The following is a 26,729-nucleotide window of genomic DNA, read 5'->3' as shown; positions in this document are numbered from 1 at the left end:
GCTTATCCTTATCACTCCAAATAAAAAGCTTTCTTGAAGAAAGAACATAATCAAGGTGAAATTGTGATTAACGAAATCAAAAAAGACGCTCAAGAGCGCATGGTAAAAAGTGTTGATGCACTCAAAAACAGCCTGCAAAAGATTCGTACAGGTCGTGCTCACCCGAGCCTACTTTCTGGTCTGACTGTTGAGTACTACGGTGCACCAACGCCTTTGACCCAAGTTGCTAACGTTATTGCTGAAGACGCACGTACTCTAGCGATCACTGTATTTGATAAAACACTGACGCCTCTTGTTGAAAAAGCAATCATGTCGTCTGACTTAGGTCTAAACCCTATGTCTGCTGGTACAGTTATCCGTGTTCCACTTCCACCGCTAACGGAAGAGCGTCGTAAAGACCTAGTTAAAATCGTTCGTGGCGAAGCTGAAGGTGGTCGTGTTGCTATCCGTAACATCCGTCGTGACGCAAATGGCGATCTAAAAGCACTTCTGAAAGACAAAGAAATTTCTGAAGATGAAGATCGTAAAGCACAAGACGAAATTCAAAAGCTAACTGATGCTGCAGTAAAAAATGTAGATGAAGTACTAGCTGGTAAAGAAAAAGAGTTGATGGAAGTTTAATTTTCCTTATTCTTTATGTTGGAAAAACGCTGCACTCACACAGTTCAGCGTTTTTTTATGCTAATCTGTCCAGCTGTTAGAATGTAGTTCACTCTTTATGCATAATTCTCAAGTATTCTCAGATTCCCTTCCTAAGCATATTGCTATCATTATGGATGGCAATGGTCGTTGGGCTAAAGCTCAAGGCAAGCCACGTGTCTTTGGTCATAAAAATGGCGTAAAAGCAGTCAGAAAAACCATTTCTTCAGCCGCTAAACTAGGTATTAAAGCTGTCTCTTTATTCGCTTTTAGTAGTGAAAACTGGCGTCGACCTGAAGCTGAAGTTGGTGTGTTGATGGAGCTTTTTATTACCGTTTTATCCAGCGAAGTAAAAAAGCTACACAAAAACAACTTACAACTTAGAGTTATTGGCGACAAAAGTCGCTTCAATGAACGTTTACAAAAAAAAATTGAAGAAGCTGAAACTCTAACCAGTACTAATACCGGTATGGTTATTAATATTGCTGCTAATTATGGTGGTAAATGGGATATCCAGCAGGCGGTGAAATCGATTTCTCAAAAAGTACAAGCTGGGAGCTTAGATGTAGAGGCTATTGACGAGTCTTTGATTACACAGCATCTAACCATGTCTGATATTCCAGAAGTTGATCTGTTGATTCGTACTAGTGGTGAATGCCGAATTAGCAATTTTATGCTGTGGCAACTCGCTTATGCCGAGATGTATTTTACGGAACAATACTGGCCTGATTTTAATGAAGATAGCCTTGTTGAAGCCGTTACTTGGTTTATTAATCGAGAGCGTCGATTTGGATGTACAGGCGAACAAGTCAAAGCATTGATGGAAACCGAATAAGGATTTATAAGTTTGAAACAACGAATTATTACAGCGTTGATTTTAGCTCCCCTAGTTATTCTAGGCATTTTTGAGTTAGCTCTGCCCCATTTTATTTTGGCCCTTGCTGCCATAACCATTTTAGGCTTTTGGGAGTGGACTCAATTTGTTGAAAGCAAATCTCGATATCTCGCACTTGTACCTACTGTTGCTATTAGTGCGCTTAGCCTCGTATTTATCCCCTTCGATGCATTCAGTTTAAATGACATTTCAAGTGCCCATTATGCCATCTTAAGTGCTGGGTTTATCTGGTGGATAATAGCCAGTGGATTAGCCATTAGCTATCCTAAATCTTTACCTTCATGGCAACAATCAACGGTATTGAGGCACAGCTTTGGTCTGCTAACATTACTCCCATTTTTTTGGAGTATCATTATTTTAAGAGCGACAAATATCAGCGTAGACCCTTACCACGGCGCAAAGTTAGTGATGTTTGTTTGTTTTATCGTTTGGGCTGCTGATAGTGGAGCGTACTTCACTGGAAAGAGTATTGGTAAACGAAAAATGGCGCCATCGGTCAGCCCTAATAAGACTATTGAGGGTTTAATTGGCGGAATTATCACTGCTTTAGTCATTGCGTGGATCTTTGCTGGCGTGTTTGATATTCAATTTACTAGCCCTGTTCACATGGTTGTTATTACATTAATAACTGTAGTGATTTCTGTGCTTGGCGACCTTGTTGAAAGTATGTTCAAACGAGTCTCCGGGATAAAAGACAGCAGTAATCTTATTCCAGGCCACGGTGGCATATTAGATAGAATTGACAGTTTAACCGCTGCTTTCCCTGTCTTTGCTCTGCTTTATCTAGCATTCTAATAAATAAGGGCAGGCATTCTGCCCTTTATTACATCTCAACGGTCATACGCAATGCGATATATAACGATTCTTGGCGCTACTGGTTCTATAGGAACGAGTACATTAAAAGTTGTTGAACAAAATCCTCAGCAATATTCAGTAATTGGTTTAGCAGCTGGCTCCAATGTCGAGAAGATGATCGAATTGATCGACAGATGGAAGCCTAAGTATGTCGCTATGGCTTGTCCTGAAGCCGCTAGCAAGCTAGCTGATACTCTCAAATTGAATAACCTTGATACCTCAGTTCTTTCAGGACCGGAAGGAATGTGTCAGATTGCTTCTCTTGAAGAGTCCGATACTGTTATGGCTGCAATTGTTGGCGCTGCTGGGTTACTTCCAACAATGGCTGCAGTAAAGGCTGGTAAGAGAGTGTTACTTGCCAATAAAGAAGCTTTGGTTATGTCTGGTCAGCTATTTATTGATGCAGTTAAACAATATGGTGCGGAGCTTCTGCCTGTAGACAGTGAGCATAATGCAATTTTTCAATGCTTAAGTGAGAAGGTTCAGACGAATTTAGGCTATTGTGATCTTAAAGAGCATGGTGTTAACCATATTTTGCTGACAGGCTCTGGCGGACCTTTTAGATACACTGAAGTTAAATACCTCGATACTGTCACCCCAGAGCAAGCTATTGCTCATCCTAATTGGTCGATGGGTCCCAAGATATCTGTAGACTCTGCAACCATGATGAACAAAGGCTTAGAGTTTATCGAGGCTAAGTGGTTATTTAATGCTTCCGAGGAGCAGTTAAAAGTCATTATTCACCCACAGTCTGTTATCCATTCCATGGTTCAATATAAAGATGGCTCTGTCCTTGCGCAGATGGGGGAGCCAGATATGGCAACGCCTATTGCTTTATCTCTATCTTACCCTGATAGAATTGAGGCCGGCGTTCAAGCTTTAGATTTTACAAAAGTGGGTGAGTTAACTTTTCTTGAACCTGATTTTGCACGCTATCCTTGCCTTAAATTGGCAATAGATGCTTGCTATAAAGGCCAACATGCTACCACTGCAATTAATGCAGCCAATGAGATTGCTGTTGATGCTTTTTTAAACTCTGCAATTAAATTTACACAAATTGCCATGATCAATGAGCATGTAATGAACAAAGTCTGCGAACAATATGGCTCTGATGAGTTAGATAGCTTGGAAAGCTTGATAGAGCTAGATAATATATCGCGTAAATTTGCCGTTAAATATATTGAAGAGAATCTATCATGACCGGAGTTTTGTGGAACTTTGCCTCCTTTATAGTCGCTCTGGGCATTCTGGTTGCCGTGCATGAATATGGTCATTTTTGGGTAGCTAGACGCTGTGGCGTAAAAGTTGAAAAATTCTCAATTGGTTTTGGTAAATCAATTTGGAGTAAAGTTGGACGTGACGGCACTGAATATAGCCTTTCTATTATCCCTCTAGGTGGGTACGTGAAAATGCTAGACAGCCGGGTCGATGATGTCCCAGCTAGCCAACATCAATATGCTTTTGATAAAAAGCCTTTGTGGAAGCGAAGCTCAATCGTTGCTGCGGGACCTGCATTTAATTTTATTTTTGCTATTTTTGCATATTGGCTTGTTTTCCTCATCGGTATTCCTGCGGTAAAGCCCGTTATCGGTGAAGTTACTCCTCAGTCTATTGCAGCACAGTCAGGAATTGAAACGGGAATGGAACTTAAATCTATTTCAGGAATCAAAACCGCTGATTGGGAATCTGTAAATATGGGTTTGATTTCTCATATCGGTGACGAATCAATAGCAATGACTGTAACCTCACCTGATAATATTGGTGTAGAACAGCAAATAGTGGTTGATACTTCTGAATGGAAATTTAACCCAGAGACAGAATCCGCGATGGGATCATTAGGCTTTTTGCCTTACACCCCTGAAATATCAACCGTATTAGCTCAAGTGATTGAAGATGGTGCAGCTAAGCAAGCTGGCTTTGAGGCGGGAGATAATATAGTTGCAATCGATGGACAGAAGATTGAGCGCTGGCAGTCAGTTGTTGAGCTTATTCGTTCTAATCCCAATAAAACTATAGAAGTAGTTGTATTGCGAAATGGGTATGAAGTCGAGCTGGCTTTGACCCCAAATAGCCGTAACGCAGCTGACGGTACAAGTATTGGTTATGCTGGCATTGCTCCTGAAGTCGCAGAGTGGCCTGAAAATTATCGCTTTGAATTACAATTTGGTGTAATTGAATCTATTGGCAAAGCGATAGATAAAACTGGGCAAGTCATTGGGCTTACCGCGAGTATGCTAAAAAAATTAATTGTTGGCGATGTAGGTCTCAATAATTTGAGCGGACCGATTTCAATTGCTAAAGGTGCAGGCACTACTGCTGATTATGGATTGGTGTACTTTTTAGGCTTCTTAGCCTTAATAAGTGTCAATTTAGGTATTATAAATCTAGTTCCACTGCCGATGTTAGATGGTGGGCATTTACTCTTTTTCGCTATTGAAGCAATCACTCGTAAACCAGTACCTGAAAAAATTCAGGAAATGGGATATCGACTGGGAGGGGCGATTATTTTCTCCCTCATGGCTCTAGCAATATTTAACGATTTTACTCGTCTGTGAATGGTTTCTCACAGGCTTTAGTAGTAGCAAGGAATAATTAGAATAAGTATGGCGATTAAGAAAATCCTGTTCGCAAGCCTCTTGGCCACAAGCGTCGCTGCGAACGGCTCACAAAATTTTGTAGTTCAAGATATTCAAATTGAAGGCTTACAGCGTGTTGCTTTAGGTGCGGCTTTATTGAAGATGCCAGTTCGTATTGGTGATGAATTAAGCCCGAATGATGTGTCAGAAATTATTCGAGCATTATATGCCTCTGGTAACTTTGAAGATGTAAAAGTACTGCGCGATGAAGGGGCTTTGATTGTTCAAGTTAAAGAGCGACCAACAATTGCCAGCATTTCATTCTCAGGAAATAAAGCGATAAAAGAAGAGCAACTTCAACAGAACCTAGATGCTTCAGGTGTACGTGAAGGTGAAGCTTTAGATAGAACGACGTTAAGTAATATCGAAAAAGGTCTGGAAGATTTCTACTACAGTGTTGGTAAGTACAACGCAACGGTAAAGGCGGTTGTTACTCCACTACCTCGTAATCGTTCAGATCTAAAATTCATTTTTACTGAAGGTGTATCTGCAAAGATTCAGCAAATAAACTTCATTGGTAATGAAGTTTATTCAGATGCTGATTTACTTGGTCGCTTCAACTTAAATGTAGATGTTGCTTGGTGGAACTTCCTGGCTGATGAAAAATATCAGAAGCAAGTATTAGCTGGTGATATTGAGGCTCTAAAATCTTACTACTTAGATCGCGGTTACTTGAAGTTTAAAGTCGACTCTACTCAGGTTGCGATCTCTCCAGATAAGAAAGGGGTTTACATTACCCTTGGGCTTGATGAAGGTGAAGCTTACACGGTAAAAGATGTCTCTTTTCGTGGTGAGCTAATCGGACGTGAAGATGACTTTAAAGCTCTGGTTCCATTTGAAGATGGTGATACCTATAACGGCTCTAGAGTGACAAGCTTAGAAGAGGACGTGAAGCGAGTTCTTGGTGAATCTGGCTATGCATATCCTCAGGTTCGCACTATCCCTGAATTTAATGATGAAACAAATGAAGTATCACTTGTTATCAATGTTGAAGCTGGAAGTCGTATCTATGTACGCGATATTCGTTTCTCAGGGAATAACTCAACGAAAGATGAAGTTTTGCGCCGTGAAATGCGTCAAATGGAAGGTAGTTGGTTAAACTCGAAAGCTATTGATACAGGTAAAGGTCGTTTGAATCGTTTAGGTTTCTTTGAAACGGTTGATGTACAAACGGTTCGAGTGCCTGGAAGTGAAGACCAAGTCGATTTGGTTTACAACGTCAAAGAAGCAAACTCTGGCAGTGTAAACTTTGGTGTCGGCTACGGTACTGAGTCAGGTGTGAGTTTCCAGGTTGGTTTACAGCAAGATAACTTTGCAGGCTCTGGTGATCGTGTTGGTATCAGCGCGATGATGAATGATTACCAAAAAAATGTAAGCTTGGACTATCGAGACCCTTACTGGACGCTAGATGGTGTAAGTCTTGGTGGTAAGATTTTCTACAATACATTTGAAGCTTCTGAAGCGGGTATTGTTGACTATACCAATGAAAGTTATGGCACAAGCTTAACATGGGGTTTCCCTATGGATGAGCTGAATCGTATTGACCTTGGTGTTGGTTATACGCATAACAAGATCGGTAATGTCCCGACTTATATTCAAGTTGAACAATTTGCTAAAAGTATTGGTCAGTATGGTGATGAAAATATTTTAGTAAACGATTTTGATGTCAATATCTCTTGGACACGTAATAACTTAAACCGTGGTTTTTTCCCAACGGCTGGTAACCATCAACGTGCGTTCTTTAAAATGACGGTACCTAGTTCAGATGTTCAATATTTTAAAGCGCAGTATGATGTAAAACATTACATTCCCCTGACCAAAAAGCATGAGTTCACTCTGTTGATGCGTGGTCGTTTAGGCTACGGTAATGGTTATGGTCAAACGGATGGTAACGACAACTTGTTCCCATTCTATGAGAACTACTACGCAGGTGGCTTTACAACTTTACGTGGTTTTGGTTCGAACTCTGCAGGTCCAAAAGCTGTGTATGCTGATGGTGGCGGTAATAACCCTAACCACACATCGGTAACCGATGATTCTGTTGGTGGTAATGCAGTAGCATTAGCAAGTTTAGAACTTATTGTTCCAACACCATTTGCGTCTGATGAAGCTCGTAGCCAAATTAGAACCAGTGTCTTCTTCGATATGGCTAGTGTCTGGGATACTGAGTTTAATTATCAAAGCAGTAGTCAGATAACATCTGGTGGTCAGTATTATTACGATTACTCAGATCCAACGAACTACCGAGCTTCATATGGTGCAGCTTTACAGTGGATGTCACCAATGGGACCACTTGTTTTCTCAATTGCTAAACCAACAAAAATTTACGAAGGTGATGATGAAGAATTCTTTACATTCACCATTGGTAGAACTTTCTAAAATTTAAAGGACAATATTTTGAATAAAATGATTAAAGCAGCAGGCCTAGGTCTTGTAGTACTGAGTTCATCTTTCTTTGCAACAGCTGCAGAAGCTGCACAAAAAGTTGGATATGTTAACACTGCTCAAGTATTTCAAGCTTTGCCTCAGCGTGAAGTTGTTCTTCAGAAAATGCAGGAAGAATTTAAAGATAAAGCGGCAGAGCTTCAAAGCATCCAAGTAGAAGCTAAAACTAAAATTGAGAAGCTGAAGCGTGATGGCGAGCTACTAGGGCCTGATGAAGTAGAAAAACTTCGTATCGAAATTGGTCAACTAGACAGCAAGTATAAAATTAAAGCTCAGGCTTTAGAGAAAGCGAGCCAACGTCGCGAAGCTCAAGAAAAGCAAAAACTGTTTAAAGTAATTCAAGATGCTGTGCAAAAAGTAGCTGAGAAAGAAGGCTACGACCTTGTTGTGGATATTCAAGCAATGCAGTACGGCAAACCTGAATACAATATCTCTGAAAAAGTAATCAAAGCACTGAAATAATTTATGAAAAATCTGACTTTAGCCGAAATAGCAACAATCACTGGTGGTGAACTTCACGGTGATGGTGATGCGATCATCTCAGCAATCGCTCCAATGGATAAAGCAAAAGAAGGGGATATTACATTCCTTTCTAATGCTAAATACAGTAAGCATTTAGCAAGTTGTAATGCATCAGCCGTAATGGTTAAGTCTAGTGAATTAGAGCTATGTTCTAGTAACGCAATTGTTGTCGATGACCCGTATATTGCTTTTGCAAGGGTGTCACAGGTTATGGACACCACACCGGCTCCCGCTTGTGAAATCGCAGACTCTGCCGTTATTGCAAGCACTGCGACTATCGGTACTAATGTTTCAATTGGCGCTAATGCTGTGATTGAAACTGGTGCTGTACTTGGCGATAACTCTGTTATTGGAGCCGGGTGTTTCATTGGTAAGAATGCAAAAATTGGGGCTGGAACTAAGCTTTGGGCAAACGTCAGTATCTACCATGATGTGGTTTTGGGTGAAGCTTGTTTAGTTCAATCAAGCACTGTTATTGGATCTGATGGTTTTGGCTATGCGAATGAAAAAGGCGAGTGGATTAAGATTCCACAAATTGGCTCTGTTCAAGTAGGCAATCGAGTTGAGATTGGTGCGTGTACTACTATAGACCGTGGGGCTCTGGATGATACGATTATCGAAGATAACGTTATTCTTGATAACCAACTTCAAATCGCCCATAACGTGCACATCGGATATGGTTCAGCGATTGCGGGTGGTACTATTATTGCTGGCAGTACAAGCTTAGGTAAATACTGCATAGTTGGTGGTGGTTGTGTAATTAATGGACACATTGAAATCACAGACGGAGTCACAATTACTGGAATGGGGATGGTGATGCGTAATATTACTGAAAAAGGTATGTACTCGTCTGGCATTCCATTGCAATCCAATAAAGACTGGCGCAAGACAGCAGTTCACGTCCATCGTATTGATGAAATGAACAAGCGTTTAAAAACTGTCGAAAAGCAAATCGAAAAGAATGTGGAATCATAATTCCATTTTCTAATAAAAGGCTCGCGAAAGGCGGGCCTTTTTCGTTTATAATCCTCATAATTGAATAAAGAATCCAAATAGGAATACGACTTTGACTACTGAACAGAAAACGATGAATATTACTGAAATTCAGGAGCTACTTCCTCATCGCTACCCATTCTTAATGATTGATCGTGTGACTAACTTCGATGAAGCTAAAACGCTAACAGCTATTAAGAATGTCTCTGTGAATGAGCCTCAATTCACTGGCCACTTTCCACAATTACCAGTATTCCCAGGTGTTCTAATTTTGGAAGCTATGGCTCAAGCGACTGGCTTATTGGCATTTAAATCGTTTGGTGCGCCATCTGAAAATGAACTGTACTATTTTGCGAGTGTCGATAAAGCTAAATTCCGTAAGCCTGTTGTTCCTGGTGACCAGCTAGTGATTGAAGTTGAATTTTTGAAAGAACGACGTGGTATTGCTTCATTTACTGGTGTTGCCAAAGTTGACGGCGACGTGGTGTGTTCAGCTGAACTTAAGTGTGCTCGTAGAGAGTTTTAATATGATTCATGAAACCGCAAAAATTCATCCAGCAGCCGTAATTGAAGGTGATGTGACTATTGGTGCTAATGTGTCTGTAGGTCCATTTACTTATATTGCGGGTAATGTAACGATTGGTGATGACACTGAAGTGATGTCACATGTTGTAATCAAAGGTCACACTACGATTGGTAAAGAGAACCGAATTTTCCCTAATGCGGTTATCGGCGAAGAAAACCAAGATAAAAAATACGGTGGCGAAGAAACAACGGTAGTGATCGGCGATCGTAACGTGATTCGTGAAGCCGTTCAGATCCACCGTGGTACGACTCAAGACAAAGCAACCACAGTGATTGGTGACGACAACTTACTTTGTGTAAATGCTCACGTAGCGCATGATGTTATCGTTGGTAACCACACTCACATTGGTAACAACGCTATCCTTGGTGGTCACGTTACAGTTGGTGATTACGCTGGTGTTATGGCTCTTTCTGCGATTCACCCGTTTTGTTCTATTGGTGCTTATGCTTACATTGGTGGCTGTTCTGCTGTTGTGCAAGATGTGCTTCCATATGTACTTGCTCAAGGTAACCACGCTGCGCCATTCGGTCTTAACCTAGTGGGCTTGAAGCGTAACGGTTTTGAGAAACCAGAAATCCGAGCACTACAGAAAGCGTACAAAGAGTTATACCGTTCAGGTAAAACTTTAGAGGAAGCTAAGGTCACTCTTGCTGAGATGGCAGAAGAGTTTCCTTCAATTAACCCTATGTTGGATATGCTTGAAAGTTCAGAACGCGGTATTATTCGATAGCGATTTGAATTGGAGTAAAGAAAAGATCGCCTACTATTGAGCGATCTTTTTTGTTTTAAGCTTGGATGAAATTAGGAAGAACAATGACACAACAGCAGTCTCAAACATTATCTGCAGACATTAATGTAGACTCTAGACCAATAAGAGTTGGTATCGTCGTGGGTGAACTTTCTGGTGATACCCTAGGTGAAGGTTTCATCAAAGCGATCAAATCCAAATACCCTAACGCAGAGTTTGTTGGTATCGGTGGTCCTAAAATGAATGCGTTAGGCTGCGACTCTCTTTTTGATATGGAAGAGTTAGCTGTTATGGGGTTAGTTGAGGTATTAGGTCGATTGCCTAGGCTGCTGAAAGTTAAAGCCGAACTGGTTAAGTATTTTACTCAAAACCCACCAGACGTTTTTGTTGGTATCGATGCTCCTGATTTTAATCTGAGACTTGAATTAGATTTGAAAAATGCGGGTATAAAGACGGTTCATTATGTGAGCCCTTCAGTGTGGGCTTGGCGTCCGAAGCGAATTTTCAAAATTGATAAAGCAACGGATCTGGTTCTTGCATTTTTACCCTTTGAAAAGGCTTTCTACGACAAATATAACGTTGCATGTGAGTTTATTGGTCATACATTAGCTGATGCGATTCCATTACAGTCGGACAAACACCAAGCTCGTGAATGCTTACAGTTAGAAACTGACAAGCAGTGGGTAGCCGTTTTACCAGGCAGCCGTGGTGGTGAAGTAGCATTAATTGCTAAGCCATTTATTGAAACTTGCCAACGCATTAAGCAAAAATATCCCGAGATAGGTTTTGTAGTTGCAGCCGTTAATGAAAAGCGTAAACAGCAGTTTATAGATATTTGGCGAGCAACAGCCCCTGAATTAGATTTTGTTATCGTTGAAGATACGGCGCGTAATGTCATCACAGCAGCGGATGCGGTATTGCTTGCATCAGGAACGGTTGCATTAGAATGTATGTTGATCAAACGCCCTATGGTTGTGGGTTATCAAGTTACTAAACTCACTGGGTGGATAGCTCAGAAGTTGTCGATTACAGAGTTTGTGTCTCTTCCAAATGTTCTAGCCGGTGAAGAGTTAGTTAAAGAGTTCATTCAAGAAGAGTGTCATCCAGATTTCTTGTATCCAGCAATGGATAAGGTGCTTTCTAATGATAATTCTGAATTGATAGCGAAGTTTACTGAAATGCATCAATGGATCAAAAAAGATGCCGATCAACAAGCTGCGAACGCAGTTCTAAAATTAATAGAGAAATAAAATGGCAGCGAAAGATAAAAAAGAACTTCCACCTTTTGAATATCCATCAGGTTATCAGCTGATTGCTGGTATTGATGAAGTTGGAAGAGGTCCTCTGGTCGGGGATGTTGTGACTGCTGCTGTTATTCTTGATCCAAACAACCCAATTGAAGGGTTGAATGACTCCAAAAAGCTCTCTGAGAAGAAGCGACTTGCCCTTTTCCCAGAGATCAAAGAAAAGGCGTTAGCTTGGTCTGTTGGACGATGTTCTCCACAAGAAATTGACGAATGGAACATTTTGCAAGCAACCATGATCGCAATGCAAAGAGCGATAGCAGGGTTAGCTACTCAGCCTGATCTTGCTTTAATTGATGGTAATAGGGTACCTGATTTACCAATGGATGGTATTGCCGTTGTAAAAGGCGATTTAAGAGTCGCGGAAATCAGTGCCGCTTCAATTATTGCGAAAGTAGTTCGTGACCAAGAGATGGAAGAATTAGATAAGCTGCACCCGGAGTTTGGCTTTGCTAAGCATAAAGGTTATCCGACTAAAGCGCATTTTGAAGCAATTGAGAAACATGGCGTAACCGAGCATTACCGTAAAAGTTTTAAACCGGTTAAGCGTATTTTAGGTTTAGATTAACCTTGTTTAGCCAGTAAGTAAAAAAATAGAATACACCCAGTTAGAACCCTAGGCGAGAACGTCTAGAACTCAGGAATAATAATGTCAGATCCGAAATTTGTTCACCTGCGCGTACACAGTGATTTTTCAATGGTGGATGGTCTCTCTAAAGTGCCACCCCTTGTTAAAAAAGTCGCTGAAATGGGCATGCCAGCATTAGCTCTTACCGACTTCACTAACCTTTGTGGTTTGGTGAAGTTTTACGGTACTGCCCATGGGTGTGGGGTTAAGCCAATCATTGGTGCAGATTTCTTAATGCAATCCGCTGAATTTGGTGAGGAGCTTACTAAGCTCACAGTATTAGCTACCGACAATAAAGGTTATAACAACCTCACATTATTGATTTCTAAAGCCTATTTGAGAGGTCATGTTCAGCATCAACCTGTCATAGATAAAGAATGGTTGGTTGAGAATGCAGAAGGGCTGATCATTTTATCTGGTGCTAAAGAAGGTGAAATTGGTAAAGCTCTTTTAAAAGGTAACCAAGAATTGGTTGAAAGCTGTGTTGAGTTTTATCAAACACATTTTGCCGATCGCTTCTACCTTGAATTAATTCGAACTGGACGCCCAGACGAAGAGTCTTATCTGCATTTTGCCCTAGAGTTGGCAGAGCAAGCTGAACTTCCTGTGGTTGCTACCAATGAAGTTGTTTTTCTAACAGAAGACCTATTTGACGCGCACGAAATTCGTGTTGCGATTCATGACGGTTATACCATTGTTGATCCTCGCCGACCTAAGAACTATAGCCCGCAGCAATATCTTCGAACTGAAGAAGAGATGTGCGAACTGTTTTCTGATATTCCTGAAGCTTTAGAAAATAGTGTTGAGATTGCTAAGCGCTGTAATGTGACAGTTAGGCTAGGTGAATACTTTCTACCAAACTTTCCAACCGAAGGTTTGGCAATTGAAGACTTCTTAATCAAAAAATCAGAAGAAGGTTTAGAACGACGTTTGGCGTTCTTATTTCCAGATGAAAAAGTCCGTGAAGAACGCAGACCTGAATACGACGACCGCCTAAAAATAGAACTCGAAGTTGTCAATAACATGGGGTTTCCAGGGTATTTTTTGATCGTAATGGAATTCATCCAATGGTCAAAAGACAATGATGTACCTGTAGGTCCTGGACGAGGTTCTGGTGCTGGTTCTTTGGTTGCTTATGCTCTTGATATCACAGACCTTGATCCACTTGAATATGATCTCCTCTTCGAACGTTTCTTGAACCCAGAACGTGTATCTATGCCCGATTTCGATATCGATTTCTGCATGGATAAGCGTGATCAAGTTATTGATCACGTAGCTGAAATGTATGGTCGCGATGCGGTATCCCAGATCATCACGTTCGGTACTATGGCTGCAAAAGCGGTAATCCGAGATGTGGGTCGTGTGCTTGGCCATCCATTTGGTTTCGTTGACCGCATTTCAAAACTGGTTCCGCCTGATCCTGGCATGACTCTAGAAAAAGCATTTCTAGCAGAACCCGCATTGCCTGAGCTTTATGATGGTGATGAAGAAGTTCGCGAACTGATCGATAAATGCCGGATTCTAGAAGGTTGTACGCGAAACGCAGGCAAACATGCTGGTGGTGTTGTAATTTCACCCACCACGATCACTGATTTTGCCCCAATTTATGCCGACGCGGAAGGCAACTTCCCGGTTACTCAATTTGATAAGAATGATGTAGAAACGGCGGGCTTAGTTAAGTTCGATTTCTTAGGTTTACGTACACTTACCATCATCGATTGGGCTTTAGGTTTGGTTAACCCTCGCTTGGCTAAAGAAGGAAAAGACCCTATACGAATAGACTCGATTCCTCTAGATGATCAAGCGTCATTTAACCTTTTGCAAAACTCTGAAACTACGGCTGTATTCCAATTGGAATCTCGTGGTATGAAAGATCTGATCAAGCGCCTTCAACCAGACTGTTTTGAAGATATAATCGCATTGGTAGCTTTATTCCGTCCTGGTCCACTGCAATCAGGCATGGTAGATAACTTTATCGACCGTAAACATGGTAGAGAAGCGGTTTCTTATCCTGATGAAACGTGGCAGCACGAATCACTAAAAGAAACATTGGATCCGACATACGGAATCATTCTATACCAAGAACAGGTAATGCAAATTGCACAGATCTTAGCGGGTTATACGCTAGGTGGCGCAGATATGCTACGTCGTGCGATGGGTAAGAAAAAGCCTGAAGAAATGGCAAAGCAGCGTGGCACTTTCAAAGATGGTGCAATAGCAAACGGTGTAGATGGCGAACTGTCGATGAAGATCTTCGACTTAGTAGAAAAGTTCGCAGGTTACGGCTTTAACAAATCTCACTCAGCGGCTTACGCACTGGTTTCGTATCAAACATTATGGTTAAAAACGCATTACCCTGCTGAATTCATGGCTGCAGTAATGACTGCTGATATGGATAACACAGAGAAAGTCATCGGCTTAGTTGATGAATGTATCAGAATGAAGCTCAAGCTGCTTCCACCAGATATTAACTCAGGACTTTATCGATTCAATGTTGATGACGAAGGAGCGATTGTTTACGGTATCGGAGCTATCAAAGGTGTAGGTGAAGGTCCGATTGAAGCGATCATTGAAGCTAGAGAAAAAGGCGGGTATTTTAAAGACCTATTTGATTTCTGTGCTCGCATTGACTTGAAAAAAGTTAACAAGCGTGTGATAGAAAAACTGATTTATTCGGGCGCACTTGATAGATTAGGTCCTCACCGAGCTGCAATGATGGCATCACTTAAAGATGCGGTGAAAGCGGCGAGCCAGCATCATCATGCTGAATCTTTCGGTCAATCGGATATGTTTGGTGTGTTAACTGATGCGCCAGAAGAAGTGGAACATAAATATACGCAAGTTCCCAAATGGCCTGAAAAAGTATGGCTAGAAGGGGAACGAGAAACGCTTGGCTTATACTTAACCGGTCACCCAGTTAATGCGTATATTAAAGAATTGGCTAAATATACGAGCTGCCGCCTAAATGATGCAACTCCAACAAGGCGAGATCAATCACTGACCATCGCAGGTTTAGTTATTGCCGCGCGAGTCATGACGACAAAGCGTGGAACCCGTATCGGATTGATGACTTTAGATGACCGATCAGGCCGAATGGAAGTCATGTTATTCTCTGATGCCTTAGATAGGTACGCAGAATTACTAGAAAAAGACAAAATTGTGGTCGTTTCTGGACAGGTCAGCTTTGATGACTTCAACGGTGGCCTTAAAATGTCCGCGCGCGAGGTGATGGACTTAGGAAGCGCCCGCGAAAAATATGCTCGAGGATTATCAATATCAATTGAAGAATCCCAAATAACGGGTCAATTTTTTGAACGCTTTGGTCAAATCTTAGAACCGTATAGAGCCGGAACAGTCCCAGTCAATGTATACTACCAACGTGCCGACGCTAGAGCGCGGTTAACTTTGGGCACAGAATGGCGTGTAACGCCAAGTGATACATTGCTTGATGAATTAAAACAGCTGCTTGGAAATAACCAAGTAGAACTCGAATTTAACTAAATTTAGCTCCACTTACTTGAGAGCTGAATCAACAAGGATTCATAGATGAGCCTGAACTTTCTAGAATTTGAAAAGCCTATCGCTGAACTTGAAGCAAAAATTGAAGCGCTACGTGACGTTTCTCGTCATGGTGGTGACACAGCGGTAGATCTAGACAAAGAAATCGCACAACTAGAGAAAAAAAGCTTAGAGCTTAAACAAAAAGTATTTAGTGACTTAGGTGCTTGGCAAGTCGCTCAATTGGCTCGTCACCCACAGCGTCCATATACTTTAGATTATTTAGAGCACGCTTTTACTGAATTTGAAGAGCTTGCGGGTGACCGTGCTTTTGCTGACGACAAAGCGATTGTCGGTGGTATGGCTCGTCTGAATGGCCGTCCTGTGATGGTTATTGGTCATCAGAAAGGTCGCGAGACAAAAGAAAAAGTAAAACGTAATTTCGGTATGCCGAAACCTGAAGGTTACCGTAAAGCCTTGCGCTTAATGGAAACAGCAGAACGTTTTAATATGCCAATCATTACGTTTATTGACACAGCTGGGGCATATCCTGGTGTTGATGCTGAAGAGCGTGGGCAATCAGAAGCGATCGCTAAAAACTTAAAAGTAATGGCTGGTCTAAAAGTCCCAGTTATTTGTAATGTTGTTGGTGAAGGCGGTTCTGGTGGCGCACTTGCAATTGGTGTAGGTGACTACGTCAATATGCTTCAGTACTCAACTTACTCGGTAATTTCTCCAGAAGGTTGTGCTTCAATCTTATGGCGTGATTCTGATAAAGCGCCACAAGCGGCGGAAGCTATGGGTTTGATCGCTCCGCGTTTAAAAGAGTTAGAGTTGATTGACGAAATTATTCCTGAGCCATTAGGTGGTGCACACCGTGACCCAATTCAAATGGCTGAGAATATGAAAGCGACGCTAGTTAAGCAACTAGAAGAGCTAGAGCAATTTGATAATGATGATTTGTTAGAGCGTCGTTACCAGCGCTTAATGAGTTACGGTTACTGCTGATCATCAGGTACCATTGCTCGTCAAGTAGCATTGTTCATCGAGTAGTATTGGTGATCAAGAAATAGTATAAATCAGCGATAGAATGAAAGGGTTGGACTCAGTGCCAGCCCTTTTTTATTATTAAAACTATTCTTTATTTAATTTTAGTCACTTCTAGGGCGTTTCATGTCGAGTTTGTTTGAGATATTTACATCAGCAATGCAACCTATCACTCATCAACCAAAGCGTATTGTGATTGCGTTTAGTGGTGGCGTCGATTCAAGAGTGTTGCTTGAGTTGAGCTCGAGATATCAAAAAACGTTCCCGTCAATTGCAGTGATTGCTGTACATGTACATCACGGTCTGAGTGCTCATGCCGATGAATGGGCGGAGCAATGCTCAACTTGGTGTGATCAATTAGGAATTTCGTTTTTTATAGAGAAAGTGACATTAGATGAGAATTCAGGGGAAAGTTTAGAAAAACTAGCAAGAGATGCAAGATACCAAGTGCTTAGCCAATATCTTGATGATGGTGATTTCCTTCTTACAGGGCAGCACAGTGATGATCAGGTCGAAACGTTTCTATTAGCGCTAAAGCGAGGAAGTGGACCTAAAGGGCTTTCTTCAATGGCGCAAATAATGCCGTTTAGAAACGCCTTTATAGTAAGACCTCTTTTGGCAGCTTCACGTACAGATATAGAAGCATTCGCTCATCAGCAAGGTTTAAGCTGGGTAGAGGATGAAAGTAACACTGATTTACGATTTGACAGAAACTTTATACGCCATGAAATTGCTCCTCGCTTCCAACAAAGGTGGTCCAGCTTTAGTGCTTCAGTTCAACGCAGTGCACAGTTATGTGCTGAACAAGAGCAATTACTTGATGAGCTTTTAGCCCCACAATTTTCTCAGGCTTATCATCTGGATCAGAGCTTAGATATTACGTTTCTTGAAAATCAAACGACGTTATTACGTGCACGCTTAATTCGAATGTGGCTGGCAAAATTAGGTTTTACCATGCCAAGTAGAACGCAGCTACAGTTGATTTGGGATGAAGTGGCAGAAGCAAAGCATGATGCTAACCCCAAGTTTATATTGAATAGTGTAGAAATTCGACGCTATTCAGGGCGATTATATGCAGTAAAAAATGCTAAGGACATCACAAATTGGTCTCAATCAATTTCGCTGAATGAACTAATCTCATTGCCTGACCGTATCGGTTCAATATGCTTACAAACTGACGAAAATAAGTTTGGAAAGCATAAAATGGATAGCGTTGGAATGTTGTCGCTTGATGTTATAAAAGATGCGGAATGTTTGCGGGTAATATTTAACCCTGAAGGTTTAGTAGCACACCCTGTTGGGCGTAATCATAGTCGTAAGATGAAGAAACTATTCCAAGAATATAATGTGCCGAGTTGGTTAAGAAGACGAACGCCGATTGTTATGGATGGTGAAAATGTCGTTGCTGTTCTTGGAGTGTTTGTTGACCAAAAATATCAAGGTCAAGATTGTGAGGTTCTTTGGAGTAAGTGACTTTTATTTATGTCACAATTACTCTTAATCTTATATAAAAATAAATAATGGAATGAGCAATGAAAAAAATTACTCTTGGATTGGTTTTGGGTTTTGGCTTATTAAGTGGTAACGCTCTCGCAGCTGGTGATGTTGCAGCTGGACAAGCAAAGGCTGCTATTTGTGCAGCATGTCACGGAGCTGACGGTATTGCTGTTATCCCAGGCTACCCTAATCTTAAAGGTCAGAATGAGCAATACCTAGTTTCTTCAATGAATGCCTACAAAACAAAGCAGCGTAATGGTGGTTTAGCCGTAGTTATGCAAGCTCAGGCTTCTATGCTTAATGATGCAGATATTGCAAATTTAGCGGCGTATTACTCAAGTTTGAAGTAACTTAGCTTTACGTTGTCCTAAAAGGCAGCCGTAATGGTTATATAAGCTGTTATGATTTATGAATTATTTTGGAAGCCAGAGCCTTTATGCTCTGGCTTTTTTGATTGAATGTTTAGTATAGCTATCCGATAATAGTCATATTCGTAGAGTTTAAGGGATGAACATGAAAAAAATTGAAGCCATCATCAAGCCATTTAAGCTGGATGACGTACGTGAAGCGTTAGCTGAAGTAGGCATTACAGGCATGACAGTATCAGAAGTTAAAGGCTTTGGACGTCAAAAAGGACATACAGAATTATATCGTGGCGCCGAGTACATGGTTGATTTTTTGCCGAAAGTAAAACTAGAAATTGTTGTGACAGATGAAGTTGCAGATCAATGCGTGGATACCATCATTGAAACAGCTCAAACTGGAAAAATTGGAGATGGCAAAATCTTCATTACTGAAGTTGAGCGTGTAGTTCGTATTCGTACTGGCGAAGAAGACGAAGACGCTGTTTAAAATGAATTATTGAAAGGAGCGTTTATCGCTCCTTTTTCTTTCCTAAGTAGATCGACCTATGCTCAAAAAATTAACGTGTTTAGCTGCTCTTATTATTCTTGTTAGTTTTATTTCTTTCAAAGCTATTTTTACCGTCCCTTCTCAAGTACAGCTAAATACCATCACTAACTCAAACTCAAACTCAAACTCAAACTCAAACTCAAACTCAAACTCAAATCGAACCGCTTCTTCTTCATTAAATGAAATTGGCGTGGCAGAGCACAGCTGTTTTACTCAATCATCCCCTCAGTCTCTTGATGTATCTAATGGCTTATCGATCTTAGTATGGAATATCTATAAGCAAAATAAAGTGAATTGGCAGGAGGCTTTAGAGGAGCTCTCTAAAGATCGCCAGCTGATCTTATTACAAGAAGCGAGCATGACCGATGAGCTGAGAAGTTACATTAGTAGCTCCGAGTGGAGAGTAAACCAAGTGAATGCATTTGAAGCTTTTAATACACAAGCGGGAGTGCTTAACCTTGCATCAGTCTTGCCAATTAAAGCGTGTGCTTATACGCATGAAGAGCCGTGGTTACAGTTACCTAAATCAGCATTGTGGACATTATATCAACTGAGTGACGGGCAAAAATTGGCTGTTGTTAATATCCATTCTGTTAATTTTACGTTTGGTACAGAAGACTATTTTGAACAGTTAGATGTTCTGACTAATCAGTTACTAGTTCATAAGGGGCCAATTATTTTTGCTGGGGATTTTAATAGTTGGAGTGAAGCTAGGTTTACCGTATTAAAAGGAGCTTTAAAGAAGGTAGGCTTACAGGAAGTGACGTTTGAGCCTGATAATAGGACTCAATTTGTTACCGGTCTGCCACTTGATCATGTTTTTTATCGTGGACTCGAAGTGAAAAAAACAAAAGCGCCCATTTCGGACGCTTCTGACCATAACCCATTACAGGTGACCTTTTCAGCGAAGGTTAACTAATCAAACTGAGGAGGGCGAACAGTTTATGACCCTACATGACTCAGATTATCGTTCGATTAAGAAACTAGAATATAAATAGCCCAGATCAAGTAGTAACCAACCCAAGGTAAAGCTGAGATAACAAGTGCTTGACCGCGTTCAAACTCAGTCCATGTCAATACTGCTGAATACCCTAGAACAATATACCAAGGTAGTAACAATGGTAGCGAACTTGCAAATTGAGACCAGTCATTGGTCAATGGAAGCTTAATCAAACCATTTAAACTATTAAGATCAGCAGCATAATACATCACGTTACCGTGTTTCAGTATTAAACTTGCGTAGCTTGCAATATCACCCAATACAGCAGGGAACATTACCGCTGAAGATACTGCAAACCACTTCCAGTAACCGTGCTGGTGGACACTTGGTTTTGCCGCGAGGTTAAACCAAAAAGCAAGCATCAGAACGGCAAGAGTACGACCAAATACATCACTGATAATTTCACTGGCAAGTAGGGTATTACTGTCTAATAGTTCCAGTTGTTTTGGATTAAGTTGTTGGGATAACTCAGCACTTAGCCAAGTAAAATCGACATTTGAAAAATACGCACCCCAAAACAAAAATGGACTCAATATTAATACAATGTAGGGTTGCCACCCCCAAGCTCCACGTTGATGAAGTGCTAAAAAACAAGATGTTGGTGAACGGAATATATCCAACAACATCACGAGCGGGTTACTTGAAGGGTTCATACACTTACCTTAGTTACATCAACATACAGCTTCAGTTTTTGCCCAGGCTGCAGATATTTTTTATTTTTCAAACTGTTCCATTTTACAACATCAGCACTTTTTACTTTGAATTTTGAAGCAATCCCGCTGATGGTGTCTCCTGAACGTACATTGTAAAAAACGGTGCGGATTATTGCGCCGTCAGAGCCGTTTTTCCAAATAACCAGTTCTTGACCGACACGTAATGTATCGCGAGGTCCCATTCCATTCCATTTCGCTAGAGACTGATGTGAAACTTTATTCTTTCTGGCAATCGTCCATAAATTATCTCCAGGCTCAACAGTATGAGTCAGTTTATATTGCCCACGAGATTTTGATTGTGTGGCTGTTAAGCGGTTTGATGCACTTAACGCATATACATTATCGTTACTGGTTGATGTTGGAATCATAAGGTACTGACCAATTCGTATATTGTTATTGGTCATATTATTGGCAGAACGAATCACTTTGCTGGTGGTGCTGTATTTGTTTGCTAATACGCTAAGGCTATCCCCAGATTGCACTTTATAACGAACAAGCTTCATGCCTTTGCCGCGATTCTCTTCAACTTGTTGGTTGAATCGCTCAATAGATTCGATAGGAAGCAATAGTTGATGAGGACCATCAGGTGATGTCGCCCATTGGTTATACGCTGGGTTTAGCCCTTGTAGCTCTTTCACGGTTATATCAGCGTACTTAGCTGCAATCGCGAGATCGAGTTGTTCATTCGGATTCACTAATTGAAGAACAGGCTCGTTCGCAATGGCAGGGATCTCTAAGCCATATTTTTCTTGGTTGGCTACGATATCAGCAAGAGCAAGGAGTTTAGGGACATAACTACTGGTTTCTTTGGGTAATTCTAGAGAGAAGAAATCAGTTGGCTTTCCTTGTTTTTTATTTCTTTTGATTGCATTTGATACACGACCACCACCACTGTTGTATGCAGCTATTGCATGGTTCCAGTTGCCTTCAAAACGTTTGTTTAGATAAGTCAGGTAATCTAGCGCGGCATCCGTTGATGCATCAACATCACGGCGTCCGTCGTACCAAAAATCTTGCTTTAGACCAAACCATTCAGCGGTCCCTGGAATAAACTGCCATAGACCAGCAGCACTGCCATGAGAGTATGCAAAGGCATCAAAAGAGCTTTCTACAACAGGCAGTAAAGCCAGCTCTAATGGAAGGTCACGCTGCTCAATTTTCTCTGTTATTAAGTAAAGAAAAGGCTCGGCTCTTTTTGACACTGTGCGAAGATGGTTGGGATGTTTTAGATACCAAGTACGGTAGTAGTCGACTTTTTTATGATCTGGAACCGTGAGCTCCAATTGCATCGCGATACGTTGCCATACATCCTGTTGATCTTGTGGAGTGACAACCGGTGCTTGTATTTGAGTTTTTGATTCAATAACAGGTTCAGCCGTTGTTTCAGATGAGACGACGTGATCAGGCGTAGGTTGATTCGTTGGTTCGGGATCTTGTTGTTGATTGTCTGACTGAGTTAATTGGCAACCAGAAAGCAGAAGCGCCAATGCCCAGCTGTACTTAACTCGCATGATACAGCCTTTTAAATAAACGGCTGCTGATAATACTTGTCACCCCCTAGGAGTGACAAGTATCAAATCGTTAAAATTCGTTCTTCCACTCACGTAATGCAGTAAAAACAGAGATTGGATCGGTTTCTTGAGTTCTGTTTGAGACTGATTTTATAACGCTTGGTTGCGTATAACGTAAGAATGGATTGATCCACTTTTCTTGTCTAAGTGTTGTAGGAATAGTGGACTGATTCTGGGCTCGTAAACGGTTCACCTTGTCTCGATATTGGTGAAGTAGATCATTATCAGGTTCAACAGCCAACGCAAAAGCTACATTACTAGCCGTATACTCATGAGCACAATAGACTTCAGTTTCCTGAGGTAAGGCTGCGATCTTATTGAGGGAGTCAAACATTTGCTTTGGTGTTCCTTCAAAAATACGACCGCATCCAGCAGAGAATAAGACATCACCACAAAAGAGTTTGGCGTCTCCTACAAAGCCAATATGTCCTGCAGTATGTCCACTTAAACCTAGTACAAGAAAAACTTCATCAAATAGTTTAATTTGGTCGCCATCTTCCACTGGGTGAGTCAATGTTGGAATTGGTTCATTTCTTGGTCCCACGACATCAATGTCTGGGTATTGTCTAACTAACTCTGGAACACCGCCAATGTGATCGTTGTGGTGGTGCGTAACGAGAATTGCATCTAAAGTAAGCTCATGTTTTTGCAAATACTCTAATACTGGAGCGGCATCACCTGGGTCAACGACAGCACAACGGCGATCGCTATTTTCAATCAGCCAGATGTAATTGTCATTAAATGCAGGTATGCTTTTGATATGTAACATTATTGGTTCTCCAGTCACTTTTAGTGAGACAGAATAAGTGAGACAGATTATTGATGAAGCCCGCGCGTAGCCAAAAGAAATTTGAACGCCCTTATACTTGGTCCCAGTTACATAATGGTGAATGGGTAAGGGAATCAATTCAAATGAGACTTGATGAATGGTGCCCAAAACTTTTTGGTTACCATATGCTCAAACTCGGCGGACTTAGTAGTGAGCTTGCTAGCTGTACTTGTAACATTCAACATCAAGTAAACTTAGATATCCAGAACCCATTACATAATGTGATTGCGGATGTTTATAATTTACCCTTTGTCGAAAAAAGTTTTGATGTTGTAGTTCTCAGCCATCAACTGGATTATAGCAACGACCCCCATAGATTACTTCGAGAAGTTGACCGCGTGATGATGGATGATGGCTATCTGATTATCTCAGGCTTTAATCCGTTTAGCTTAACGGGTTTAGCGAGCTTAATGCCATGGCGGAAAAACAGCTTACCTTGGAGTGGAAGGATGTACACGCCAAGTCGAATGAAAGATTGGCTAGGGGTACTTAACTATCAAGTAATCCAATGTGATAGCTATGCTTTATTTCCGATGAAGAAATATCAAACGGTGTGGACTTGGTTAGAGAACAGTCTTGGTGACTGGGCATCATCTGCCGGAAGCCAATATTTCATTGTCGCGAGAAAGCGCACTTATCCTATCAAACCAATTAAACCACACTGGCACTTAAAACGACGATTTTCCCCCGTAGGAGCAAGCTTGACTACGAGGTGTACGGCGCATATTGGGTCTTTATCACCTGAAAAAACTCAGCACCCTACAAAGCATAAAAAAGCCGACTAACGGCTTTCATTAAAGGCTCGATGCTGGTTAACTGGGTTGATAGCCAGTATCTTCTTCAGATGGGTTTTCTGCAGCGGTTCTTGCTAATTCATCACACATTTCATTTTCTCGATGGCCCGCGTGGCCTTTTACCCAGCGCCAATCTACGCTATGGCGTGCAGTTTCTTGATCAAGTTGCTTCCATAAATCGGCATTTTTTACTGGTTTTTTGTCTGCGGTTTTCCAGTCTCTCTTTTTCCAGTTATGTATCCATTGAGTGATACCTTGGCGAACATACTGGCTATCGGTAGTTAAAATAACAGAGCAAGGTTCTTTTAAGGCTTTTAGCCCGACAACAGCAGCGAGCATTTCCATGCGATTATTTGTGGTGAGGGTATAGCCTTTTGCTAAGGTCTTTTCGACTTTTTTATAGCGAAGTACAACACCATAGCCACCGGGACCTGGGTTACCTAAACAAGACCCATCAGTGAAAATTTCGACTTGTTTCGTCATGATTTGATACTATTACTTTAAGCACATTATTGGCATAGTCTGACACAGTTATCCTTATGAATACCAGCAGCAATTCTGAACGACAAACCGACGCTAAAAACAAGCGCATCATCGTACTCGATACCGAAACAACCGGTATGAACACCGAGAGTGGCCCTCACTATCTTGGTCACCGAATCATTGAAATTGGTGCCGTTGAGATCATTAATCGCAAATTAACGGGGCGTCACTTTCACGTTTATTTGAAGCCAGATCGAATGATTCAAGATGAGGCAGTTGGAGTTCACGGTATTACAGATGAATTTCTGATTGATAAACCATTGTACCGAGATGTTCATAAAGAGTTTCTTGAGTTTATTAATGGTGCCGAGCTTGTTGCTCATAATGCGCCCTTTGATACAGGGTTTATGGATTATGAGTTTGAAAAGCTAGATCCAACCATAGGTAAGACGAGTGACTTCTGTGAAGTGACCGATACCTTAGCGATGGCAAAAAAGATATTTCCAGGTAAGCGAAACAACCTAGATATCTTATGTGAAAGATACGGAATTGATAATTCTCACCGTACTTTGCACGGCGCTTTGCTCGATGCTGAGATTTTGGCCGACGTTTATTTATTAATGACGGGTGGTCAAACATCACTGCAATTTAATGCTGGTCAGCAAGATGGTGGAGCAGAAAGTATTCGCCGAGCACAGACTGGGCGAAAACTATTAAAGGTTTTAAGGGCTTCGGCCGATGAACTAGATGAACATCAAAATCGGTTAGATATCGTAGAGAAAAGCGGAAGCTGCCTCTGGCGTCAGTAGGAGAATATATGTTGAGGGTAATGGTTACCTGTTGTTTGTTATTGATGAGCCTTGGTGCAAAAGCTGCTACTGAATCAACAATGAGTTTGTTGGATAATCGTTTTCGAGTTGATCCGACTATTGAGCAGATTACCTTCGTAATTTATCGTGCGGAAAGTTCCCAACCCGTTGTACTTGTTCGCCCTGATGGTAAAAAGTATTACTCGTGGAGAAATGCCGACAATGTACGTTGGTATGAAGAATCGTCCATGGATATTATTTCGATTGATAACCCTATGCCTGGTCCTTGGCAGGCGGTTGGTAAAGTTTCCCCTAAGAATAATATTAAGCTCCTTTCGCACCTTGTGCTAAAAACGGGCAACTTCCCGAATAGGCTTTATCAAAGCGAGCACATTAAGTTTACTGCTCGGCTTTCTTCTGATGGTAAGCCTTTAGTCCTGCGGGATTTCTTAGATAGGGTGAAGCTTAAAGTCACTTTTACTAAGTTCGTTGAAAATGAAGACACATTAGTTAAAGAAGCTCGCCCAATTCCTATGGTTATGGGTGAGTTTGCCGATGACGGTGAAGGTTTGGATGAAATACCTGGTGATGGAGTGTTTACCGTTGCTCTGCCCGTTGATATCGAGCCGGGAAAATACCGAGTGCGAATTACTTCAGGCAATGGCGTCTTTCTTAGAGCTCAGGAGCAAGAAGTTTTAGTTTACCCTTCGCCGATTTCGACTACTTTCATCCAATCCAGAAAAGAAGGAAAACCTCATAGTGTGGTGGTTTCTGGTGAGCAGGGGATGATTGAACCTGGCACATTAGCTGTCCATATTGAACATAAAGCGCCTGATGAATATGTTTACTATGAGCAAGGTCAGGCTGGCACTGATGAAAAGAAAGTCCCGCTTACTATTAATTATAATGGTGAATTAGGGATTTATTCATGGTTCGGAAAAGTGTTTGCTAATGATGCTTCAACTAAGCGTCCGTTGATGTTCCCAATTCAAGAGCATACTTATAGTGTGGTTGAAGAGATTGACCTAGCTGAATCTAGAAGATTACAAGAAGCGGCTTTAGCGGAACAGAAAAAGCTAGAAGAAGAGCAACGCATCTTAGAGCAAAGAGAAGCGGATAGACAAAAAAATATGATTATCATTGGCGTTGGAAACGTAGTTGCAATCCTTTTAGGGCTGTTGATTTGGTTTGTGATTAGAAAGATAAAGGCTAAGAAACAAGCTATGCCAGAGATGCAATTACAGGCTCCTAAGAAATAATCGTGAAGATAGAAGATAGAAGATAGAAGATAGAACAAACAGAAAGGGACTCATCAGAGTCCCTTT

At 41.3% G+C, this 26,729-nt stretch carries 24 protein-coding genes and 1 pseudogene; 21 read left to right on the top strand and 4 right to left on the bottom strand.

All coding sequences use genetic code 11. The annotated features are described in order from the left end of the window. Positions 1 to 63 precede the first annotated feature (63 nt). From frr to L4C37_RS00295, 18 genes are all read left to right on the top strand, one after another. Positions 64 to 621, top strand: a complete 558-nt coding sequence (gene frr / locus L4C37_RS00380) for a ribosome recycling factor (RefSeq protein WP_137373559.1) — start codon at positions 64 to 66, stop codon at positions 619 to 621. Between the two features lie 97 nt (positions 622 to 718). Beyond that, positions 719 to 1,474, top strand: a complete 756-nt coding sequence (gene uppS, locus L4C37_RS00375; RefSeq protein ID WP_137373560.1) for an undecaprenyl pyrophosphate synthase — start codon at positions 719 to 721, stop codon at positions 1,472 to 1,474. A gap of 12 nt (positions 1,475 to 1,486) precedes the next feature. Then, positions 1,487 to 2,329, top strand: coding sequence for a phosphatidate cytidylyltransferase (locus L4C37_RS00370; RefSeq protein WP_372267426.1), 843 nt, complete (start codon positions 1,487 to 1,489; stop codon positions 2,327 to 2,329). 51 nt (positions 2,330 to 2,380) lie between these two features. Continuing rightward, the gene (gene ispC / locus L4C37_RS00365; RefSeq protein WP_429767604.1) at positions 2,381 to 3,589 is read left to right on the top strand and encodes a 1-deoxy-D-xylulose-5-phosphate reductoisomerase; all 1,209 of its coding nucleotides are present in this window, start codon (positions 2,381 to 2,383) and stop codon (positions 3,587 to 3,589) included. Next, positions 3,586 to 4,944 (top strand): sigma E protease regulator RseP, encoded by a 1,359-nt coding sequence (gene rseP, locus L4C37_RS00360; protein ID WP_429767603.1) that lies wholly within the window; start codon positions 3,586 to 3,588, stop codon positions 4,942 to 4,944. The genes ispC and rseP overlap by 4 nt, the downstream gene beginning before the upstream one ends. A 48-nt stretch (positions 4,945 to 4,992) precedes the next feature. Further along, positions 4,993 to 7,404, top strand: coding sequence for an outer membrane protein assembly factor BamA (gene bamA, locus L4C37_RS00355; protein ID WP_137373564.1), 2,412 nt, complete (start codon positions 4,993 to 4,995; stop codon positions 7,402 to 7,404). A 27-nt stretch (positions 7,405 to 7,431) separates the two neighbouring features. Beyond that, entirely contained in the window at positions 7,432 to 7,932 is a 501-nt protein-coding gene (locus tag L4C37_RS00350; protein ID WP_137373622.1) for an OmpH family outer membrane protein, read from the top strand. A gap of 3 nt (positions 7,933 to 7,935) precedes the next feature. Beyond that, complete coding sequence (gene lpxD / locus L4C37_RS00345; RefSeq protein ID WP_429767602.1) at positions 7,936 to 8,967, top strand: UDP-3-O-(3-hydroxymyristoyl)glucosamine N-acyltransferase; 1,032 nt, start codon at positions 7,936 to 7,938, stop codon at positions 8,965 to 8,967. A 91-nt stretch (positions 8,968 to 9,058) separates the two neighbouring features. Beyond that, entirely contained in the window at positions 9,059 to 9,511 is a 453-nt protein-coding gene (gene fabZ / locus L4C37_RS00340) for a 3-hydroxyacyl-ACP dehydratase FabZ (RefSeq protein WP_137373566.1), read from the top strand. Between the two features lies 1 nt (position 9,512). Beyond that, the gene (lpxA, locus tag L4C37_RS00335) at positions 9,513 to 10,301 is read left to right on the top strand and encodes an acyl-ACP--UDP-N-acetylglucosamine O-acyltransferase (protein WP_429767601.1); all 789 of its coding nucleotides are present in this window, start codon (positions 9,513 to 9,515) and stop codon (positions 10,299 to 10,301) included. A gap of 83 nt (positions 10,302 to 10,384) precedes the next feature. Continuing rightward, a complete protein-coding gene (gene lpxB / locus L4C37_RS00330) occupies positions 10,385 to 11,569 on the top strand; it encodes a lipid-A-disaccharide synthase (protein WP_429767600.1) in 1,185 nt (394 codons plus the stop codon). Between the two features lies 1 nt (position 11,570). Continuing rightward, positions 11,571 to 12,191, top strand: coding sequence for a ribonuclease HII (rnhB, locus tag L4C37_RS00325; protein WP_137373569.1), 621 nt, complete (start codon positions 11,571 to 11,573; stop codon positions 12,189 to 12,191). Between the two features lie 81 nt (positions 12,192 to 12,272). Further along, a complete protein-coding gene (dnaE, locus tag L4C37_RS00320; RefSeq protein WP_429767599.1) occupies positions 12,273 to 15,752 on the top strand; it encodes a DNA polymerase III subunit alpha in 3,480 nt (1,159 codons plus the stop codon). A 45-nt stretch (positions 15,753 to 15,797) separates the two neighbouring features. Beyond that, positions 15,798 to 16,757 carry an acetyl-CoA carboxylase carboxyl transferase subunit alpha gene (gene accA / locus L4C37_RS00315; protein ID WP_137373571.1) on the top strand — a complete coding sequence of 320 codons (960 nt, stop codon included), beginning with the start codon at positions 15,798 to 15,800 and terminating at the stop codon, positions 16,755 to 16,757. Between the two features lie 165 nt (positions 16,758 to 16,922). Continuing rightward, positions 16,923 to 18,269 carry a tRNA lysidine(34) synthetase TilS gene (gene tilS / locus L4C37_RS00310; RefSeq protein WP_429767598.1) on the top strand — a complete coding sequence of 449 codons (1,347 nt, stop codon included), beginning with the start codon at positions 16,923 to 16,925 and terminating at the stop codon, positions 18,267 to 18,269. Between the two features lie 59 nt (positions 18,270 to 18,328). Continuing rightward, entirely contained in the window at positions 18,329 to 18,643 is a 315-nt protein-coding gene (locus L4C37_RS00305) for a c-type cytochrome (protein WP_137373573.1), read from the top strand. Between the two features lie 163 nt (positions 18,644 to 18,806). Continuing rightward, positions 18,807 to 19,145 carry a nitrogen regulatory protein P-II gene (gene glnB, locus L4C37_RS00300; RefSeq protein WP_017063373.1) on the top strand — a complete coding sequence of 113 codons (339 nt, stop codon included), beginning with the start codon at positions 18,807 to 18,809 and terminating at the stop codon, positions 19,143 to 19,145. Positions 19,146 to 19,203: 58 nt separating this feature from the next. Then, the gene (locus L4C37_RS00295) at positions 19,204 to 20,124 is read left to right on the top strand and encodes an endonuclease/exonuclease/phosphatase family protein (RefSeq protein WP_429767597.1); all 921 of its coding nucleotides are present in this window, start codon (positions 19,204 to 19,206) and stop codon (positions 20,122 to 20,124) included. Positions 20,125 to 20,180: 56 nt separating this feature from the next. On the opposite strand, the gene L4C37_RS00290 is transcribed toward L4C37_RS00295, so the two are convergent. The 3 genes and pseudogenes from L4C37_RS00290 to gloB all read right to left on the bottom strand — a co-directional run bounded on the left by L4C37_RS00290 (position 20,181) and on the right by gloB (position 23,258). Further along, entirely contained in the window at positions 20,181 to 20,858 is a 678-nt protein-coding gene (locus L4C37_RS00290; RefSeq protein ID WP_429767596.1) for a YIP1 family protein, read from the bottom strand. Continuing rightward, a pseudogene (locus L4C37_RS00285) lies at positions 20,855 to 22,258 on the bottom strand (LysM peptidoglycan-binding domain-containing protein); the annotation flags it as partial. The pseudogene L4C37_RS00285 and the gene L4C37_RS00290, both read right to left, overlap by 4 nt. A 241-nt stretch (positions 22,259 to 22,499) precedes the next feature. Beyond that, positions 22,500 to 23,258 carry a hydroxyacylglutathione hydrolase gene (gene gloB, locus L4C37_RS00280; protein ID WP_273294802.1) on the bottom strand — a complete coding sequence of 253 codons (759 nt, stop codon included), beginning with the start codon at positions 23,256 to 23,258 and terminating at the stop codon, positions 22,500 to 22,502. Between the two features lie 53 nt (positions 23,259 to 23,311). Between gloB and L4C37_RS00275 the strand changes: the two genes are divergently transcribed. Next, positions 23,312 to 24,103 carry a class I SAM-dependent methyltransferase gene (locus L4C37_RS00275; protein ID WP_429767595.1) on the top strand — a complete coding sequence of 264 codons (792 nt, stop codon included), beginning with the start codon at positions 23,312 to 23,314 and terminating at the stop codon, positions 24,101 to 24,103. Between the two features lie 27 nt (positions 24,104 to 24,130). Here L4C37_RS00275 and rnhA read toward each other — a convergent pair whose 3' ends face one another. Continuing rightward, positions 24,131 to 24,595, bottom strand: coding sequence for a ribonuclease HI (rnhA, locus tag L4C37_RS00270; protein WP_372267402.1), 465 nt, complete (start codon positions 24,593 to 24,595; stop codon positions 24,131 to 24,133). Between the two features lie 56 nt (positions 24,596 to 24,651). Here rnhA and dnaQ point away from each other — a divergent pair, with 56 nt between their 5' ends. After that, positions 24,652 to 25,404, top strand: coding sequence for a DNA polymerase III subunit epsilon (dnaQ, locus tag L4C37_RS00265; protein WP_137373581.1), 753 nt, complete (start codon positions 24,652 to 24,654; stop codon positions 25,402 to 25,404). Positions 25,405 to 25,412: 8 nt separating this feature from the next. Continuing rightward, positions 25,413 to 26,663 (top strand): TIGR03503 family protein, encoded by a 1,251-nt coding sequence (locus L4C37_RS00260; RefSeq protein ID WP_429767594.1) that lies wholly within the window; start codon positions 25,413 to 25,415, stop codon positions 26,661 to 26,663. The last annotated feature ends 66 nt before the right edge of the window (positions 26,664 to 26,729 follow it).

This window comes from Vibrio kagoshimensis (assembly GCF_050337535.1).
In the GTDB taxonomy this organism is placed as follows: domain Bacteria; phylum Pseudomonadota; class Gammaproteobacteria; order Enterobacterales; family Vibrionaceae; genus Vibrio; species Vibrio gallaecicus.
The sequence above is the reverse complement of the archived record's forward strand: the minus strand, read 5'-3'. Positions and strand labels throughout refer to the sequence as shown.

Coding starts and splice junctions, on each gene's coding strand:
- uppS (WP_137373560.1), top strand. CDS start 719: ATGCATAATTCTCAAGTATTCTCAGATTCCCTTCCTAAGCATATTGCT.
- ispC (WP_429767604.1), top strand. CDS start 2,381: ATGCGATATATAACGATTCTTGGCGCTACTGGTTCTATAGGAACGAGT.
- rseP (WP_429767603.1), top strand. CDS start 3,586: ATGACCGGAGTTTTGTGGAACTTTGCCTCCTTTATAGTCGCTCTGGGC.
- bamA (WP_137373564.1), top strand. CDS start 4,993: ATGGCGATTAAGAAAATCCTGTTCGCAAGCCTCTTGGCCACAAGCGTC.
- L4C37_RS00350 (WP_137373622.1), top strand. CDS start 7,432: ATGATTAAAGCAGCAGGCCTAGGTCTTGTAGTACTGAGTTCATCTTTC.
- lpxD (WP_429767602.1), top strand. CDS start 7,936: ATGAAAAATCTGACTTTAGCCGAAATAGCAACAATCACTGGTGGTGAA.
- lpxA (WP_429767601.1), top strand. CDS start 9,513: ATGATTCATGAAACCGCAAAAATTCATCCAGCAGCCGTAATTGAAGGT.
- lpxB (WP_429767600.1), top strand. CDS start 10,385: ATGACACAACAGCAGTCTCAAACATTATCTGCAGACATTAATGTAGAC.
- rnhB (WP_137373569.1), top strand. CDS start 11,571: ATGGCAGCGAAAGATAAAAAAGAACTTCCACCTTTTGAATATCCATCA.
- dnaE (WP_429767599.1), top strand. CDS start 12,273: ATGTCAGATCCGAAATTTGTTCACCTGCGCGTACACAGTGATTTTTCA.
- accA (WP_137373571.1), top strand. CDS start 15,798: ATGAGCCTGAACTTTCTAGAATTTGAAAAGCCTATCGCTGAACTTGAA.
- tilS (WP_429767598.1), top strand. CDS start 16,923: ATGTCGAGTTTGTTTGAGATATTTACATCAGCAATGCAACCTATCACT.
- L4C37_RS00305 (WP_137373573.1), top strand. CDS start 18,329: ATGAAAAAAATTACTCTTGGATTGGTTTTGGGTTTTGGCTTATTAAGT.
- glnB (WP_017063373.1), top strand. CDS start 18,807: ATGAAAAAAATTGAAGCCATCATCAAGCCATTTAAGCTGGATGACGTA.
- L4C37_RS00295 (WP_429767597.1), top strand. CDS start 19,204: ATGCTCAAAAAATTAACGTGTTTAGCTGCTCTTATTATTCTTGTTAGT.
- L4C37_RS00290 (WP_429767596.1), bottom strand. CDS start 20,858: ATGAACCCTTCAAGTAACCCGCTCGTGATGTTGTTGGATATATTCCGT.
- gloB (WP_273294802.1), bottom strand. CDS start 23,258: ATGTTACATATCAAAAGCATACCTGCATTTAATGACAATTACATCTGG.
- L4C37_RS00275 (WP_429767595.1), top strand. CDS start 23,312: ATGAAGCCCGCGCGTAGCCAAAAGAAATTTGAACGCCCTTATACTTGG.
- rnhA (WP_372267402.1), bottom strand. CDS start 24,595: ATGACGAAACAAGTCGAAATTTTCACTGATGGGTCTTGTTTAGGTAAC.
- dnaQ (WP_137373581.1), top strand. CDS start 24,652: ATGAATACCAGCAGCAATTCTGAACGACAAACCGACGCTAAAAACAAG.
- L4C37_RS00260 (WP_429767594.1), top strand. CDS start 25,413: ATGTTGAGGGTAATGGTTACCTGTTGTTTGTTATTGATGAGCCTTGGT.